This window comes from Rubrobacter marinus (assembly GCF_011492965.1).
GTDB classification, from domain to species: domain Bacteria; phylum Actinomycetota; class Rubrobacteria; order Rubrobacterales; family Rubrobacteraceae; genus Rubrobacter_F; species Rubrobacter_F marinus.
In genome coordinates this window covers 2,961,813-2,976,921 of sequence record NZ_CP045121.1, presented here as the reverse complement: position 1 = coordinate 2,976,921, position 15,109 = coordinate 2,961,813, and the positions used below count along the sequence as shown (strand labels likewise).

The window sequence follows — 15,109 nt, the reverse complement described above, 5'->3', positions numbered from 1 at the left end:
GCGGGACGTGAGCGAGACCGAGCAGAGGGCCGTCGAGGCCTCCGACTTCCGGGCCGCGCGGCGCGTTTGGCACGAGGAGATGATCAGCGGCCCCGACCCCTACGCCGACCCGGCGAGGTGGCTGGGCTGCACCGACGCGGAGGACGACGAGAGGAGAGCCCGATGATCCCGGTTGCTCAGACCAGGTCCGGGGGGCCGGACGCCCCCCGAGAGGAAGCCGGCAACTGCTACGCCGCTTGCGTGGCGTCGATCCTGGAGCTCGCGCTCGAGGACGTTCCGGACGTTGCGCCCAACGACAACGGCGAGGACGGATGGAACGAGGCGTGGGGGGGGTGGTTCCGCGAGCGGGGGCTTACCACCTACAACCTCGTCCGCGGCGAGGGTGACGACAGGCCGTTTGAGGGTTACACGATCGGGACCGTCCCCAGCAGGAACGGGCCCTACGAGCACGCGGTGGTCTGCCGGGACGGGGAGGTCGTGTGGGACCCCAACCCCGCCAACGCCGAGAAGCCCTACGACTCGTCGGAGGCGACGTCCTGGGAGGTCTTCGCGCTCTTGGACGCGTCGGAACTGGTGAAGCGAAGGGGTAGATGAGCGTGCCTAACGTGAGGAGGTGGGAGCGCTTCTGGGAGCGCGACGCGCGCCTCGCGGAGATCCGCGAGCGGTTGCGCGAATACCCCGAGGACGACGTGGAGTTCGTGGACGGACGCGTCGTCGGGTTCGTGGTCGAGGGGTTCAGGGAGGACGTCGTCTACCTGTTCGGCCAATACGAGGGGCTGGTGGCGGAGCAGGGCGCGATGCTGGAGGCCCTGAACGCCGTCCACGCGGCGCTCCAGGACGAGGACCTCGGGGTCTACCTAGGCGGACGGTTCCCGGGGCTCTACGCCGCCGTGGTGGGCGGTCAGCACGCCTCCGCGCGGGCCGAGGAGCTCCTGCGCGAGCTTTCCACGCTCGATGCCTGGAAGGGAGCGATCGAGATCGCCCAGACGTCCGGGGACGCCACGCCGGAGGAGCGCATCGCCTTCGCCATGGAACGGTGGCGGGAAGCGGAGGAGAAGGCCGAGCGCTACCTGGTGAAGGCGGCGCGTTACCGGATGTGGCACCGCATGGCGCAGATCCTCCTGGAGATCAGGGACAGGATCGACGCGGCGTTTCCCCGCAACGACGAAGGGAGCAAGGGTTGAGCGACGAGAAGCAGGCTTTCGAGGGCTGGGCGATCCTGGAGCTGTTCGGCCACAGGCGGCTCGGCGGCTACGTCTCCGAGCAGGAGCTCGCGGGGACGGCCTTCGTGCGCATCGACGTGCCGGACGCCGAGGGCGAGGCTGACGACCGGATCGCCACCCAGCTCTACAACACCTCGGCCGTCTACGCCCTGACCCCGACCACCGAGGAGGTGGCCCGGGCCGTGGCGGCGTACAACAAGCCCGCCCCCGTGCAGCGCTGGGAGCTGCCGGCGCCGAGGGAGCCGGAGCGCCGAAGCGAGTACGAGGGGGAGTCGTTCGAGGAAGAGCCGTTCGACAGGGAAGAGGGTTCGTGGTAGCCGGCGGGGATCCCGTTTCGCCCGTGCTGCGCTTCGGCCGCGAGGGGGCCGAGGGCGAGCTCGCCGTGGACGTGGACCGGCTGGTGTCGAGCCGCCTCCTCATCCAAGCGGAGTCGGGCGGCGGCAAGTCGTGGATGATCCGCTACCTCCTCGAGGAGACCCACGGCCGCCTCCCGCACGTCCTCTTCGACGTGGAGGGCGAGTTCGCCTCCCTGCGCGAGCGCTACCCGTACGTCTTGGTGAGCGCCACGGAGGGCGAGGGGGACCTCCCCGCCCGCCCGGGCACGGCGAAGGCCCTGTGCCGGAGGCTCTCCGAGCTCGGGGCGTCCGCGATCCTGGACCTCTTCGACCTCGACGAGGACGACCAGCAGCGCTTCGTGAGACTATTCCTCGAGGAGCTTTTGAGCCTGCCGCGCTCGATGTGGGGCCCGCGCCTCGTGGTGGTGGACGAGGCCGAGCGCCTGGCGCCAGAGCGGAGCGCCTCGGGCGCGAGCGCGGCGATCAACTCGCTGGTGAAGAGGGGGAGGAAGAGGGGCCTCGGCGCCGTCCTCGCCGTGCAGCGCCTCTCCGACCTGGACAAGGGGGCCGCCGGGGGCCTGCAGAACAAGCTCATCGGCCTGACCACGCTCGACACGGACGTCCGGCGCGCCGGGGACGCCCTCGGGTTCGACCGCTCCGGCCGCGCCGCCCTGCAGGAGCTGCCCCCGGGCCACTTCTTCGCCTTCGGGCCGGCGATCCCGGCCAAGGGCGTCGTGCTGGTCCGAAGCGGCGACGTCTCGACCACGCACGGCGAGGGGAGGACGGTCCGGCGCTCCCGCCGCCCCCGCCCCGAGGCGCTCGCCGAGGTCCTCCAGAAGCTCGCCGCCTCGCTCCCCGAGGAGGAGCCGGACGACGCCGGCGCCGAACGCCCCGCGTCGACGGACGCCGAGGTCGAGCGCCTGAGGCGGGAGCTCGCGAGCGCGGAGGCGGCCGCCGGGTACGCCGGCGACAGGTCCCGGTGGTTCGAGGAGGAGAACGGGCGGTTGCGCGCCGCGATGGAAGAGGCCCGGGGATACGCGGACGAGCTCGTGGCCCGCCTGGGGGTCCCGGAGAAGCCGGCCGGCGCCCCCGAGCGCGCCGAGCCCGCGGAGGACGCCGCCCCGCCCGCCCCGGAGCCCGAGTCCCGCGCCGAGGGGGCCCTGCCGCCGGCGCGCCGGCGAATCCTCAAGGCGCTCAAGGACCTGGAGGACCTCGGGGTGCGCTCCCTGCCGCGGAACAACCTCGCGGTGTTCGCCGGCCAGGGCCCCAGGTCCTCGGCGTTCCGAGACCACCTGGCCGCGCTCAACGCCGCCGGCTTGATCACCTACCCCTCCGGAGGGGTGGTGGCCCTGACGGCGAGCGGGAGGGCAGAGGCTCCCCGCGACGGCCGCGCGGCGCCGCGCACCGTGGGGGACCTGCACCGCGCCTGGTACGCGCACCTGCAGGACGCCTCCGCCCGGATCGTCGCCGCGCTCGTCGAGCGCCACCCGAACAGCCTCTCGCGCGAGGAGCTGGCCCACGCCGCCGGGCAGAGCGACCGCTCCTCGGCCTTCCGCGACCGGCTCGCCGAGCTCCGTGCGCTCGGGCTGGTCGAGTACCCGAGGCCGGGGCGCGCGAAGGCCTCCGTCCTGCTGTTTCCCGAGGGGCTGCGGTGAGGGAGAAGAACAGGGCGACGATCAAGGAGGTCCAGGCCGACTACAAGCACAGCCTCGTGCGGGGCCTCCTCTTCGACCTGAAGGCGGCGAAGCTGCCCGAGCCCGTCACGGAGTTCGTCTTCATGGAGGACCGGGACTTCAGGTTCGACGCCGCCTACCCCGACGAGAAGATCGCGATCGAGGTGGAGGGCGGCACGGGCCACGGGGGCGGGAAGAGCCGCCACACGACGCCCGAGGGCTTCAGGAGGGACTGCGAAAAGTACAACCTCGCGCAGAGCATGGGCTGGAACGTCCAACGCTTCCCTCCGAGCATGCTACGGGACGGCACCGCCGTGGCGATGGTGCGCAGGGCGTTGGAGGCAAGAAGGAAGGAGAAGGCGGCGTGAAGGCCATAGTGAAGGGCAAGCTGTACGACACGGAGACGGCGGAGCTGATCCACCGGCACGAGCACTGGCTGCCGGAGTACCGCGACCAGCGGGGCGGCGTCCAGCAGGTGGAGGGCAATTACGCCCAGACGCTGTACCTCTCCCCCAACGGCACCTTCTTCTACGTTTACGAGCGCCCGACCGGCAACGACTTGCACGTCCTAGACGAGACGGACTTGCTCTACGGCCGCCGCAGTTGGCTCGGGGACGAAAAGATGGACGACGTGGACAGGGCGATCTGTTGGCTGGAGAAGCACCACGGCTCAGAGGTCATCTTGCAGCGGTGGCCGGAGAGGGTGTGGGCCGGATGAGCGAGTTCCACATGCAGGAGTTGACCGTCGTGGGGCCGCGGAGGCCCGCTCCCCGCCTGCTCCGTCCCTTCGTCGAGCGTTTCGGCAAAGAGGTCTCGGTGTCCAACGTGTTCCGCTTCGACGGCGGTTTGTGGACGGCCCACAAGCTGCAGATGTTGGTGTGGTGGTGCTGGAGCGTGAGGAGGCCCGCCAAGTGACGTCCCCGAAGGGAAAACGCGACGAGCTCGCGGAGCACCTGGCGGCCGTGTTCCGGGAGCGTTACCGCGAGCTGGTCGAGGAGAAGGGCCACGACGAGGCGTACCGGGAGGCCCTGGACGCGATGCAGCGGACGATGGAAGAGAACCTGAAGGAAGGGGACCGCTGACGTGAGCGAGAACGGCGGCAGGAAGGTCGAGAAGAAGCCGGTCGACGCGGGCGCTGCCTGGCGCGGACTCATCTCGCTGGGGATGGTGTGCACCACCGTCGTCGCGATCGTGTGGATCGTGTGGGGATGAGCAGGGAGCGCGAACTCGAGCGCCTCGACCGCCGGATAGAGGCGGCGAAGGAGGCCGTAGACGTCGCCTACGCTAGCCCCGTACCGGACGCGAGGAAGGACGCCCTGTTCGACCGCTTGGAAGCCCTGCAGTTCACCAGGGCGATCGTGAGGCGTCGCTGGTCCGAGGACACGGCCGTGGAACAAATGCTCGGTCCATTCAGGGTGCTGTGGGCGAGGCTCTGCAAGGAAGTGGTCGAGCTCGCCGGGCGGTTGCTCCCGGGCCTCCGGAGCTTGGAGGAAGAGATCGGGAGGTCGCGTCCGGCGTTCTGGCGGGCCGTGGTCCCGTCTTGCGCGAGAGCACTCGTGGGGGCGCAGGTCGTCGGCGTGAACGGGAGGCCGATCTGGGGCTACAGGAGAAAGACGGGGAGACGACGTGCTTAGCAACCTGATCACGAACGCGGGCCACAAGGTGGCCTCGTGGGGGTACAGGATCATGTTCCTCGCCGAGCCGGTCGGGCGCTTCGAGGCGTGGCTGAAGGCTCGCAACCTCGACGTGTGGGAGCTCGGCAACGAGCGCGAGCGCATCGACAACCTGCTCAGCATCAACCGCGAGTCGGAGGTATTCCGCAACCGAGAAGTGGACCGGCTCGCGGCGATGTACTGGAAGGCGACGGGCAGGTGGCCGAAGGGGCACCCGCAAACGTCGCACGTCGGCTACGTGTACCCCAGCGTCGAGATCGCCCGGGAACAGGGGCTGCCGGAGGGCGCGAGGGGCATGCGCGTCCACGGCAACGTCCGGCTCGGAGGGGCGGACCTGGCGCCTCCCCCGAAGGCCACGCTCGTGCCCTACAACCGTTACGGGGAGCGCATAGATCTCTCCGAGGTCGAGGGGAAGGAGAGCGGTGGGGCTTAGGGAGCACAACGGGCCGCGTCTCAGGTGGTGGCTGGACGCGGACTACCCGAACCGCATACAGGGACGCATAGACCCCGAGACGCCGATGGACAAGACCAAGCGCGGGGGCAACGTCCTGCTGAACGCCCGCTCGCAGGACCGCATCGACGCGTACTACGAGGCGCGGCGCCTGAAGGGCCGGGCCTCCGACGAGCAGCGCCGCCGCGCGCTGACCGACGACTACCTTCTGGGGCTGTGGCTGGAGTGGCTCCCAGAGCAGCACCCCCTGCGCGCATCGGCGGCCCGCCAGGTCCTCCTCTCGGAGAACGCCGCCGGCGGCATGGTGGAGCTGGAGCGCCTGGAGAAGCTCGTGAAGGACTCCGCCGACAAGAAGAAGATGAAGAAGCTCTTGCGCGAGCCCGTCGACCTCGTCTCCGTGCGCCAGGTCTGCGAGCTCGCCCGCGACGCCTTCGAGAAGGTCCTCGAGCAGACGGTCTCCGACGAGTTCATGCTGGAGGTCGACGAGGACATACGCGCTTCCAACAGGCTGGAGGCCCACCACCAGGACCGCACGGAAGAGGCCCGCAACCGCGACGGGGAGATCAGGGAGCGCTTCGCCGTCCTCAGGGGCGCTTATCACTCCCAGCCCGCCGCCGTCCGTCAGCTCGCCGCCGAGTTCAAGCGCGACCGCGAGACCGTCCGGGCGGCCCTCAGGAAGAGCGCCCTTTGGGGGGTGAGGTTCCCGTGGGAGATGCTCGTGGACGACGCCGACCGTAGGGCGACTTGACAAACGCAGATGGACCCGGCTAGTATTCGCTACGTTCGAATGCTGCGCCCGGAAGCCGGGACGCGGCCAGAAGAGGAAAACGGCGTCTCCGAGAAGGCGGTGTTGGTAGCACCCCGGACCCGGCAACCAGAATCGAGGTCTGGATGCGGCGGAAGTATATCAAGGGGCGTCGTTGCGTCGCCTGCTCAAAGCTCAAACCACTCTCTTGCTTCAAGACCTTCGCTCGAAAGATCGGCGAGGCCGCGCGGCCGCCTGTCTGTAGCGCATGCGAGCCGACGGTCGGTACGCCCACGGCCGAGCAATGGCGGGATCGGCTTCGTAAGCGGGGCTTGGTGCTCCCGCCGGAGCAAGCGGAGCGAAAGCGAGAGTACGAGCGCGAGCGGGCCAAGCGTCCGGACCAGAAAGCCCGAAAGAAGGAATGGGCAGACGCCCACCCGGAGTACGGGGAAGAGTACGGCAAGCGGTGGCGTGCGGCGAACCCCGATGCCGTCCACGGTTACAACCGGGCGTACAGGGCCCAGCAGGCGGCGGCCGAAGGTTCCCACACGGCCGAAGAGGTGGCGCAGATGTACCGCGACCAGGACGGGCTGTGCGCCTACTGCGAGGCGGAGTTGGAGGGCGTCTTCCACGTCGAGCACATGGTCCCGTTGAGTCGAAGCGGCGACGACGGCTGGTGGAATATCGCGCTGGCGTGTCCGCCGTGCAACCTTGGCAAGGGACGGAGGACCGCCGAAGAGTTCGTGAACGCCTGATCGAACTGGAAACGGCGGGGGGTGTTCCGGTATGCGAACGCCCGCCGCGGCCCTTGGGTGGTAGCTCAGTCGGTAGAGCAGCGGTCTCCAAAACCGCAGGTCGTGGGTTCGAGCCCTCTCACCCAGCATGGGGCATTGCCCCAGCCCAGGCCGGCGCGCGGCTAGACGCCCGGCGAAACCCCGGCAATGGGCTCCGGGCCCTCGGGCGGACGGGTTAAGTCCGCCGCCCTTTCCCGGGTCGGTCCGCGCCCCCTCCTTTCTCGCGGGCCGGCCCCTCACTGACCCCTAGCCTCCTCCGTGGCGGGGGGGCCGGAAGAGAGAGCCCCATCCGTTACCTGCCGACCCCGCGAGGGGTCTTCTTCGTGCTCGCAACCGTCCTGACGTGTGCGCTGATGCTTGCGCGCCCCGATCCCGCGGAGGCCGAGGCGTCAACGAGCTCCTGCTACGGCGCCGAGCTCGCGGGCTACGCCTACTGAGGAAGAAAGGAACAGGCATGGATGCACAGAAAGCCGATTTGTTGGCGGAGAAGCTGGTCGCGATGCGGGGCATCGCGACCATCGAGAAGTCGAGGGGTTACACCAGCGCACCGGACACGTACCGCATCGAGCATAGGGTAACCGTGCCGTTGGGCGGCGTGGTGGACGATGCGACCCGACGCCGCTACGAGACCGTGGCCGAAGAGATGGGCCTCTCGTTGGCGTACTCGGGCGACGGGCAGCACGGCGTGAAGGCCATCTTCTCGGGAGCGTAGGCCTCTCTAGCCGCTCAATCGAAGGCGAGAATGTCGCGCAGTGCTTCCGGCCGTGCGGTGATGCGTTTGTACTCCGACGTCCCGATGACCACCAGTTGCATGTCGGTCCGTAAGGCTAGTGCGTCGAGGATCGGCTGCCATCGCTCGTTCGCCCAGCCCTTGACCTCGATGTAGACGTCGCTATCCGGCAAGTAGAAGTCCGGTAGGTAGGTGCGCTCCCCGAGCACGATGCGGTGTCTCTCGTACTCGTGGGGGACGCCCAGCGAGAGCAGCGCGCGGGCTACCGTGGCTTCCCACGACGAACGCACCCATGCATCCAGGTGCGCGACGTACTCCCGCCGGCCGTGGCCGGGCGGCTTGCCGTGCATCGGATTGTTCTTGCCGCTCACGTCGTGGTGGTTCCGAGAGATTAGGGCGCGGGTCGCCTTGGACACCACGCGGCCCTTGTTGGCCTCGGAGAGTCCTCGGGGCTCTATGCCGTTGCGCTTGAGGACGTTGGCGACGCCGCCCCGCCCGTAGCCGAAGGGTTCTCCCGCCCGCTGTTTGCTCGCGCCGTTTCGGTACGCCTCGATGATCTTCGCTTCGATCTCCGGCGGCACTCGTTGGGAGAGGGATGGATTGTTCGCGAGGTTAGAGCAATGCTTGGAGCAGTAGCGCCCGAAGCCTTTTCTCAACGTGGACGGACGAACGTAATATTCGGCGGCGCATTGGTCGCAAGCTCTGTTGGGGCTCATTGCATCGCCCATTGTACAGCATCGAGCCACCTCATGGATGAAGGTTCACCTCATGGATGACCCCAGAAAGGACCGTCGTGCAGTGCAAGGCCAAGTCGAAGCGTAGCCAGGAGCGGTGCAAGAAAGACGCCGTCGTGGGGCGCGACGTCTGCCACATCCACGGCGGCAAGAGCGCGATCGGCGCCGGCTCCGGCACCTTCAAGGACGGCACCTCCTCCAAGTACGGGCGCGTGCTCGCCGGCGGGACGCTGGAGCTGTACGAGGCCAGGCGCAACGACGAGGCGCACTGGGAGCTCCGCGAGGAGGTCGCCCTGGTGGACGCGAGGATCGGGGACGTCCTCGGGCGCATGCGCCTCGGGGAGAGCGGGGCGGCGTGGTCGGAGCTCGTCGAGCTGTGGAAGCAGTTCGAGAGGACGCAGACGGAGAGGGACGCCTCGACGGCGGGCAGGTGCCTCCAGCAGATCGGCAGGATCGTCAAGGGCGGGGCCGAGGACCAGGCGGCCTGGGACGAGGTTGGCAGGCTGGTCGAGCAGCGCCGCAAGCTCGCCGAGTCCGAGCGCAAGCGCGTCGTCGAGATGCAGCAGATCGTGACGCAGCAGCAGGCGTTCGCGCTGGTGGGGGCGATCGTGGCGGTGGTGAGGGAACACGTACCGGAGAGGGAGAGGCTTGCTGCGATCAGCTCCGGAATCGCGCGACTTGTTCACCAGGATGTTTCTGGAGGCGGCGGAGGGGCTCTTGCCCCCGTCCGAGGCCGATGAGCAGAGCAGGACGCGCCTGGAGCAGGACTGGGCGAGGTGGATCAGGGCGATGTTCCCCGGCCACGTCTCCGACGAGCGCGGGGAGCCCGTGCCGTTCGCCCCGCACCAGACGAGGTTCTGGGACAGGGTGTGGGCGATCCGGCCCGGCGTCAAACCCCAGCCCTCGCTGTGGGGCTGGCCGCGGGGTCACGCGAAGTCGACGAGCATGGAGATGGCGTGCGCGGCGATCGGGGCGCGCAGGATCCGGCCCTACGTCCTGTACGTGTGCGGCCTGCAGGACCAGGCCAACGACCACGTCACCAACGTCAAGGACATGCTCGCCAACTCCGACGGCATCGCGAGGTACTACCCGGAGCTCTCTGCTCGGGCGGTCGGCAAGTACGGCCACTCGGAAGGCTGGAACCGCAACCGCCTCTCGACCGCCTCGGGCTTCACCGTGGACGCCATCGGGCTCGACACGGCGAGCGCCCGCGGCAAGAAGTTCAAGATCCACCGCCCCGGCCTGATCATCCTCGACGACCTCGACGACCAGGCGGACTCGCCGGCCGCCGTCGTGAAGAAGCTCCTGGCCCTCAAGAACAGGATCCTGCCCGCCGGCGCGGTGGACGTTGCCGTGATCGGGGGGCAGAACATGGTCCACCCCGGCTCGGTGTTCTCCCTCCTGTTCGGCCTCGGGCCGCCGAACACGGAGCCCGACTTCCTGGCCGACAGGGTGACGGACGGGCCGGTGCCCGCGGTGGAGGACCTCGAGTACGAGCCGGTCGCGCCGGGGGCGCCGGGCGGCTTCGAGGACCGCACGCGCTACGTGATAACGGGCGGGCGGGCCACGTGGCAGGGCATGGACCTCGCCGCCTGCCAGCGGATCGTCGACACCGAGGGGATAAGCGCCTTCCTCCAGGAGCGCCAGCACGAGGTGTCGGCCCCGCCCGGCGGCATGTACGACCACGTCGAGTTCCGGCGTTGCCGCTGGAACGAGGTGCCCTGGGCCGCCCTGGAGCGCGTCGTGGTCTGGGTGGACCCGGCCGTCACGGACACCAAGGCGTCCGACGCGCACGGCATCCAGGCCGACGGGCTGGCCTCCGACGGGACGATCTACCGCTTCTTCTCGTGGGAGGAGCGCACGAGCCCGAAGGACGTCCTCCGCCGCGCCATCCTCAAGGCGGTCGAGCTCGGGGCGGACACCGTCGGCGTGGAGACCGACCAGGGCGGCGACCTGTGGCGCACGGCCTACGACGAGGCTTGCCGCGAGCTCGTCGAGGAGGGCCGGGTGGCCGAGCGCGACCTCCCGGCGTTCCGCTCGGAGAAGGCCGGGGCGGGGCACGGCTCGAAGGCGCACAGGGGCGGTCTGATGCTGGTCGACTACGAGAGGGGGCGCTTCGTGCACGTCATCGGCACCCACGCGGTCCTCGAGCGGGCCCTCAAGCGGTTCCCGAAGACCAAGCCCCTCGACCTCGCCGACGCGGCGTACTGGGCGTGGCACGACCTCGACACCGGGAGCGCGGCTCCGGCGACCTCACACTCGGACTCCTCGTTCGGCTCGATGGAGAACGCCGGCTTCGGCTCCATTGGCGGGGGGTTCTAGGTGGGCGCTTCTCGCAACGGCACCGCTTCCGAGAACGGCAAGGCCAACGCCCCCGCGACCGGGGAGAAGGGCACCTCCTACGCGTGGGGCGACGAGGTCATAAGGATCGGGGACCTCCTCGGCAAGAAGCGCAAGCCCACCCCGGCCGAGCTCAAGACCATGTTCGGCCGGGACGGCTGGGCCGAAGCGATGCTCAGCGCCCTCACCTGGCCGATCCGGGCGCCGAAGTGGTCGGTGGTGGAGGCGGACGGGGACACGGGCGAGGCCGACCTCTGCCGGCGGATGCTCGACCCGATCATGCGCAGGATCGTCGCCGGGATGTGCCAGGCGATCGGCGAGGGCGTCGCCTACGCGGAGATCGTGTGGGACCTCGACGAGGACAACCTGCCCTACATCCGCGACGTCGCCTTCCGCCCCGTGGAGACCTGCACCCCCGAGCGCGACCGCAACAACCGCGTGGTCGGCTTCAAGCAGCGCGCATTCGCCGAGGGCCGGACCGTGAACGAGACGTTCCTGATCGAGAAGCGCAAGGCGTTCGTCTACGCCCACGACTCGACCGTCAACCCCACGACCGGGAAGAGCGCGTTCGACACCGCCTACCACTACTTCACCGTCAAGGGCAAGGTCTCGTTCTACCGCTACAAGAACCTCGAGCAGCACGGCGGCCCTTCGACCGTCGGCAAGACGAAGGCCACCGGCGAGAAGCGGACCGCCTTCGAGCAGGCCGCCAGGGACTCCAGGAGCGGCTCCACGGTGATCATCGACCCCGAGGACGAGCTGGCCCGCCTCGCCGTCTCCAACCCCGGCGTCACGTTCCGCCAGGCGATCACGGACCTGAACTTCGAGATGGCCGTCTCGACGCTCGTGCAGTGGCTCGCCTACGCCCAGGAGGGCAACTCGGGGTCCTACAACGCATCCGACGTCCAGTACCGCCTCCTGAACAACGTGACCGAGGGGCGCATCGCCGAGATGGAGGAGGCGGCGGGAGCGCTGCCCAAGGCGATCTGCGACGTCTACTACGGGCCGGGGGCGGCCGTCCCCACCGTCGAGTGCGAAGACATCGCCGAGGAGCCCAAGGAGCGCGTGAGGGGCGCGGCCGAGAAGCACTTAAGCAACCTGCCCCCCTGGTTCCGGGAGGCTCTGACGGAGGCGTACGCCAGGCAGATGGGCATCGAGAAGCCCGAAGGCGCCGACGAGGAGACCGAACAACCGAGAGCCGCCGATCGGGCGGAAGAAGAGGAGGACGCGGCGCCTTGAACGGACTCAGATTCGTGGAGAAGCTGGCGAACTCGCCGTGGTTGTGCGACCCCGGGCACGTCGAGTTCTTGCACTCGATCTTCCTGCGCTACCTCGACCGCGTCGCTTCCGGCGAGAAGCTCGACGTGCGGGCGGTGGAGCAGGCCGTGGGCCGCCCCCTGGACAACACCCGCACGGTGACCAACAAGGACGGCGTCGCTCGCATCCCCGTGGAGGGGACCATCGTCCGGCGCGCAAACCTCTTCACCGAGGTCTCCGGCGGCGTCTCCACGGAGACCATCGCCAAGGACTTCGTCGCCGCCTACAACGACGCGTCGGTGCATTCGATCCTGTTCGTCTTCGACACCCCCGGCGGCGAGGCCTACGGGATCAACGAGCTCGCCTCCCTGATCCGGGAGAAGCGGGACGAGGGCGCCAAGCGCATAGAGGCCTTCTGCGACGGCATGTGCGCGAGCGCGGGCTACTACCTCGCGTCCGCAACCGGGAGGATCACCGCGGAGACCACCGCTTCCGTCGGAAGCATCGGGACGGTGGTGCGGGTCTTCAACCCCCAGGCGGCCGGCAAGAGCCCGTACCTGGAGTTCGTCAACGCCCGCAGCCCCAACAAGCGACCCGACCCCAACACCGCGGCCGGGCGCTCGGCGATCCAGGAGTGGATTGACGACATGGGGGACCAGTTCATCCGGTTCGTCGCCGACGCGCGCGGAGTCTCGTTCGAGAAGGTCGAGCAGGACTTCGGGCAGGGCTTCGTCATGACCGGCAAACGGGCGCTGGCGGCCGGCATGGTGGACGCCTTGGGCTCCGAGGGCGAGGTGGTGGGCAGGCTGCAGGAAGGAGCAGGGGTCGCCGAGGGCGGTCGCGCCCTCCTGCCGGCCGCCTCGAGCCGGGCGCTGGCCGCGCGCCCAACGAAGATCGTCACCCACAACCCAGAGGAGGCAGCGACACGCATGAGCGAGAACGGCATCCAGACGGCCGCGGAAGGGCCGGAGCATACCGATGCTCCGGCCGGCGACGAGAGGCGCGAGACGGGCTTCATGGCCCACATGCGCAAGTTCTTCGTCGGCGAGGACCCCCCGGCTACGGAAAGCCGGGGGTCGGCGCAGCCAACCGCGTCCGCGCGAGCGGAGGACGAAGGGGCGGAAGCAAACGACGGAACGAGGGAGGACATGACCGAAACGACGCAGCAGACGAACGGGGGCGGGGCCGAGGCCGACGCCGGTAGCCCGAGCGCGGAGGAGGTCGAGTACCTGCGCGCCCAGGTGGAGGAGTACCGGGGGCAGCTGGCCGCTCTCGAGAGCGAGAAGGCGGAGCTGGTCCGCCGGCTGGCCGATAAGGAGGTCGAAGCCGAGATAGCCGCCGCGCACCTCCGGGGCGTGGAGCCCCGCCTGACCGCCTCGGCGAAGCCGGACCTCCTGGAGGCCGCGATGGAGCCAGAGAACGCGCCCGCGCAGGAGCGGGCCGCGAGGTGGCGCTCCACCCTCGACGCCTCCAAGGGCGCGGTGCGGTTCGGCGAGGAGGGCGTCGAGGAGGGCAGGGGCTTCGAGGGGATGACCGACCACGAGCGCGTCGAGGCGACGCTCGAGGCACGGGGCCTCGGTAAGGAGAGCTACGGGGCCGTGGCGAGCGAGCTCGCGGCCGCCGGCGAGATCAGGAAGGGGGCGTAAGCCGTGGCGTACAACACTCAGGGGATCTCCCGCAAGTCCGCGGAGTTCCGCGGGGCGGAAGGGTGCAAGGCGAAGAGGGTCCTCGTGTACGGGGACGCCGTGGGCGAGGCCAAGAACGCGCCCGGGGCGAACGCGGGCAACCTCTTCGGGGTCACGTTCGACTCCGCCGAGGACGGCAAGGCCGTCGCCCTCAGCCAGTACGGCTTCCCGGAGATCGAGATCTCCCAGCCCATCCCCGTCAACACCCGCGTCAACGTCGCCGCCGACGGCGGCAACCCGAACGACCGCGGCATGATCAAGCCGGTGAACGAGGCGGTCGGAACGGTCGTCAACCTCGTGGGCATCACCAAGAGCGCGGGGACCCGCAAGGGCCAGCGGGTCATGGTGGACTGCCGGCGCTTCGGCGAGCAGATAGTCGTCTAAGCGCCTCGGCGCCCGCCTCGGCGCTCGCCGAGCCGGGGCTCTCAAACCCAACCCCAGCAGAAAGGAGGGACGTGCCCACCTACAACGAGATACAGCCGGCCGACCCGATCCTCAGCAACATCGTCATCCAGCACAAGAACAACCAGGCGGTGAACCGCCAGCTCGCGCCCGTGATCCTGGTCGACGACCGCGAGGGGCAGTTCCCGAAGTGGGGCCTGGAGGCCTTCGACCTCGAAGAGGACACGCTGAGGGCGCCCCGCACCAAGGCGAACGCCGTGGACTTCGGGTACACGATGATGCCCTACGACATGGAGGAGCACGCCCTCGACTTCGAGTACGAGGAGAAGGAGCGCCAGAAGTACGAGCGCATGGGGGAGAGGATCGGCAACGCCGCGCTCTTCAACATGGAGCGCGACGGCGTGATCTCGACCTCCGACCGCCTGCAGCTGAGGCGCGAGAAGCGCGCCGGCGACAGGCTGCGCTCCAACGAGGTCCCGGGCGAGGTCCTGGGGGCGGCGGTGCGCTTCGACCAGGCCGGCACGGACATCCCGGCGTACGCGCGGTTCGCCCGAAACCAGATCAACCGCCGCTCGGGCATGATCATGAACACGGTCCTTCTGCCCTACGAGGTGGACGACATCGTCCTGTGGAGCCCTTCCGTGAAGGCGTTCCTCGGGGGCGACGAGCGCAAGTTCGTCGACATCGAACTGATCAAGCGCGTCTTCCGCGTCGAGAACGTGATCACCGCGTCAATGAAGTACAACATGGGCACCCACCAAGCCCCCGAGTTCGCCGACGTGTGGGGCAAAGACGTGGTCTTCGCCTACGTCAACCCCGCCGCGCCCGACCAGCGCACCAAGTACCAGCAGTCCCTCGCGTACACCTTCCAGTACGGCCGCACCAATAACGAGGCCGCCACCCCGGCGCCGGTGCAGGGGCAGGACCAGTCCATGCCGGTGACCGCCTGGTACGACCAGAACACCGAGACGCACATCCGCCGCGTCAAGTACGAGGAGAAGATCCGCATCGTGGACCCGGGTTGCGGCTACGTGTTCCGCGAGGCCATCTCCTAAAGCGCCGGCTTT

22 protein-coding genes and 1 tRNA gene are annotated in these 15,109 nt (G+C 69.2%); 22 read left to right on the top strand and 1 reads right to left on the bottom strand.

The genetic code is table 11. The features are described 5' to 3' along the window. Window positions 1-7 precede the first annotated feature (7 nt). From GBA65_RS15285 to GBA65_RS15215, 16 genes are all read left to right on the top strand, one after another. Window positions 8-166, top strand: a complete 159-nt coding sequence (locus GBA65_RS15285) for a hypothetical protein (protein WP_166397292.1) — start codon at window positions 8-10, stop codon at window positions 164-166. After that, entirely contained in the window at window positions 163-594 is a 432-nt protein-coding gene (locus GBA65_RS15280) for a hypothetical protein (RefSeq protein WP_166397291.1), read from the top strand. The genes GBA65_RS15285 and GBA65_RS15280 overlap by 4 nt, the downstream gene beginning before the upstream one ends. Continuing rightward, window positions 591-1,184 (top strand): hypothetical protein, encoded by a 594-nt coding sequence (locus GBA65_RS15275; protein WP_166397290.1) that lies wholly within the window; start codon window positions 591-593, stop codon window positions 1,182-1,184. The genes GBA65_RS15280 and GBA65_RS15275 overlap by 4 nt, the downstream gene beginning before the upstream one ends. Beyond that, the gene (locus GBA65_RS15270) at window positions 1,181-1,540 is read left to right on the top strand and encodes a hypothetical protein (protein WP_207955809.1); all 360 of its coding nucleotides are present in this window, start codon (window positions 1,181-1,183) and stop codon (window positions 1,538-1,540) included. Before GBA65_RS15275 ends, GBA65_RS15270 begins: the two co-directional genes overlap by 4 nt. Then, window positions 1,534-3,213, top strand: a complete 1,680-nt coding sequence (locus GBA65_RS15265; RefSeq protein WP_166397289.1) for a helicase HerA domain-containing protein — start codon at window positions 1,534-1,536, stop codon at window positions 3,211-3,213. The genes GBA65_RS15270 and GBA65_RS15265 overlap by 7 nt, the downstream gene beginning before the upstream one ends. Beyond that, window positions 3,210-3,599 (top strand): hypothetical protein, encoded by a 390-nt coding sequence (locus tag GBA65_RS15260; RefSeq protein ID WP_207955808.1) that lies wholly within the window; start codon window positions 3,210-3,212, stop codon window positions 3,597-3,599. Before GBA65_RS15265 ends, GBA65_RS15260 begins: the two co-directional genes overlap by 4 nt. Further along, window positions 3,596-3,949: a hypothetical protein gene (locus GBA65_RS15255; RefSeq protein ID WP_166397288.1), complete on the top strand. Its 354-nt coding sequence runs from the start codon at window positions 3,596-3,598 to the stop codon at window positions 3,947-3,949. Before GBA65_RS15260 ends, GBA65_RS15255 begins: the two co-directional genes overlap by 4 nt. Further along, window positions 3,946-4,146 (top strand): hypothetical protein, encoded by a 201-nt coding sequence (locus GBA65_RS15250; RefSeq protein WP_166397287.1) that lies wholly within the window; start codon window positions 3,946-3,948, stop codon window positions 4,144-4,146. The genes GBA65_RS15255 and GBA65_RS15250 overlap by 4 nt, the downstream gene beginning before the upstream one ends. Next, the gene (locus GBA65_RS15245; RefSeq protein WP_166397286.1) at window positions 4,143-4,313 is read left to right on the top strand and encodes a hypothetical protein; all 171 of its coding nucleotides are present in this window, start codon (window positions 4,143-4,145) and stop codon (window positions 4,311-4,313) included. The genes GBA65_RS15250 and GBA65_RS15245 overlap by 4 nt, the downstream gene beginning before the upstream one ends. Before the next feature lies 1 nt (window position 4,314). Next, window positions 4,315-4,443, top strand: a complete 129-nt coding sequence (locus GBA65_RS25385) for a hypothetical protein (protein WP_266096498.1) — start codon at window positions 4,315-4,317, stop codon at window positions 4,441-4,443. Beyond that, the gene (locus GBA65_RS15240) at window positions 4,440-4,865 is read left to right on the top strand and encodes a hypothetical protein (protein ID WP_166397285.1); all 426 of its coding nucleotides are present in this window, start codon (window positions 4,440-4,442) and stop codon (window positions 4,863-4,865) included. Before GBA65_RS25385 ends, GBA65_RS15240 begins: the two co-directional genes overlap by 4 nt. Next, on the top strand, window positions 4,858-5,337 hold the full coding sequence (locus GBA65_RS15235; protein ID WP_166397284.1) for a hypothetical protein: 480 nt from the start codon (window positions 4,858-4,860) through the stop codon (window positions 5,335-5,337). Before GBA65_RS15240 ends, GBA65_RS15235 begins: the two co-directional genes overlap by 8 nt. Next, complete coding sequence (locus GBA65_RS15230; protein ID WP_166397283.1) at window positions 5,327-6,103, top strand: hypothetical protein; 777 nt, start codon at window positions 5,327-5,329, stop codon at window positions 6,101-6,103. The genes GBA65_RS15235 and GBA65_RS15230 overlap by 11 nt, the downstream gene beginning before the upstream one ends. A 332-nt stretch (window positions 6,104-6,435) precedes the next feature. Continuing rightward, entirely contained in the window at window positions 6,436-6,855 is a 420-nt protein-coding gene (locus GBA65_RS15225; protein WP_166397282.1) for an HNH endonuclease, read from the top strand. Window positions 6,856-6,909: 54 nt separating this feature from the next. Next, window positions 6,910-6,981 (top strand) — tRNA-Trp (locus GBA65_RS15220). 367 nt (window positions 6,982-7,348) lie between these two features. Then, the gene (locus GBA65_RS15215; protein ID WP_166397281.1) at window positions 7,349-7,606 is read left to right on the top strand and encodes a hypothetical protein; all 258 of its coding nucleotides are present in this window, start codon (window positions 7,349-7,351) and stop codon (window positions 7,604-7,606) included. A gap of 14 nt (window positions 7,607-7,620) precedes the next feature. Here the strand turns inward: GBA65_RS15215 and GBA65_RS15210 are convergent, their stop codons facing one another. Beyond that, a complete protein-coding gene (locus tag GBA65_RS15210; protein WP_166397280.1) occupies window positions 7,621-8,340 on the bottom strand; it encodes a hypothetical protein in 720 nt (239 codons plus the stop codon). Window positions 8,341-8,396: 56 nt separating this feature from the next. On the opposite strand from GBA65_RS15210, the gene GBA65_RS15205 reads away from it, so the two are divergent. The 6 genes from GBA65_RS15205 to GBA65_RS15180 all read left to right on the top strand — a co-directional run bounded on the left by GBA65_RS15205 (window position 8,397) and on the right by GBA65_RS15180 (window position 15,097). Then, on the top strand, window positions 8,397-9,098 hold the full coding sequence (locus tag GBA65_RS15205) for a hypothetical protein (RefSeq protein WP_166397279.1): 702 nt from the start codon (window positions 8,397-8,399) through the stop codon (window positions 9,096-9,098). Beyond that, window positions 9,037-10,680, top strand: coding sequence for a hypothetical protein (locus GBA65_RS15200; protein ID WP_166397278.1), 1,644 nt, complete (start codon window positions 9,037-9,039; stop codon window positions 10,678-10,680). Before GBA65_RS15205 ends, GBA65_RS15200 begins: the two co-directional genes overlap by 62 nt. Continuing rightward, the gene (locus tag GBA65_RS15195) at window positions 10,681-11,937 is read left to right on the top strand and encodes a phage portal protein family protein (RefSeq protein WP_166397277.1); all 1,257 of its coding nucleotides are present in this window, start codon (window positions 10,681-10,683) and stop codon (window positions 11,935-11,937) included. It abuts the gene before it with no gap. Then, window positions 11,934-13,601, top strand: a complete 1,668-nt coding sequence (locus GBA65_RS15190; RefSeq protein WP_166397276.1) for a S49 family peptidase — start codon at window positions 11,934-11,936, stop codon at window positions 13,599-13,601. Before GBA65_RS15195 ends, GBA65_RS15190 begins: the two co-directional genes overlap by 4 nt. Before the next feature lie 3 nt (window positions 13,602-13,604). Continuing rightward, entirely contained in the window at window positions 13,605-14,024 is a 420-nt protein-coding gene (locus GBA65_RS15185) for a hypothetical protein (protein WP_166397275.1), read from the top strand. A gap of 71 nt (window positions 14,025-14,095) precedes the next feature. Beyond that, on the top strand, window positions 14,096-15,097 hold the full coding sequence (locus GBA65_RS15180) for a hypothetical protein (RefSeq protein ID WP_166397274.1): 1,002 nt from the start codon (window positions 14,096-14,098) through the stop codon (window positions 15,095-15,097). Window positions 15,098-15,109: the final 12 nt, after the last annotated feature.

Bases quoted from the DNA above. Each gene is read 5' to 3' on its own strand.
- GBA65_RS15280 (WP_166397291.1), top strand. From the start codon at position 163: ATGATCCCGGTTGCTCAGACCAGGTCCGGGGGGCCGGACGCCCCCCGA.
- GBA65_RS15275 (WP_166397290.1), top strand. From the start codon at position 591: ATGAGCGTGCCTAACGTGAGGAGGTGGGAGCGCTTCTGGGAGCGCGAC.
- GBA65_RS15250 (WP_166397287.1), top strand. From the start codon at position 3,946: ATGAGCGAGTTCCACATGCAGGAGTTGACCGTCGTGGGGCCGCGGAGG.
- GBA65_RS15240 (WP_166397285.1), top strand. From the start codon at position 4,440: ATGAGCAGGGAGCGCGAACTCGAGCGCCTCGACCGCCGGATAGAGGCG.
- GBA65_RS15215 (WP_166397281.1), top strand. From the start codon at position 7,349: ATGGATGCACAGAAAGCCGATTTGTTGGCGGAGAAGCTGGTCGCGATG.
- GBA65_RS15210 (WP_166397280.1), bottom strand. From the start codon at position 8,340: ATGAGCCCCAACAGAGCTTGCGACCAATGCGCCGCCGAATATTACGTT.
- GBA65_RS15205 (WP_166397279.1), top strand. From the start codon at position 8,397: ATGACCCCAGAAAGGACCGTCGTGCAGTGCAAGGCCAAGTCGAAGCGT.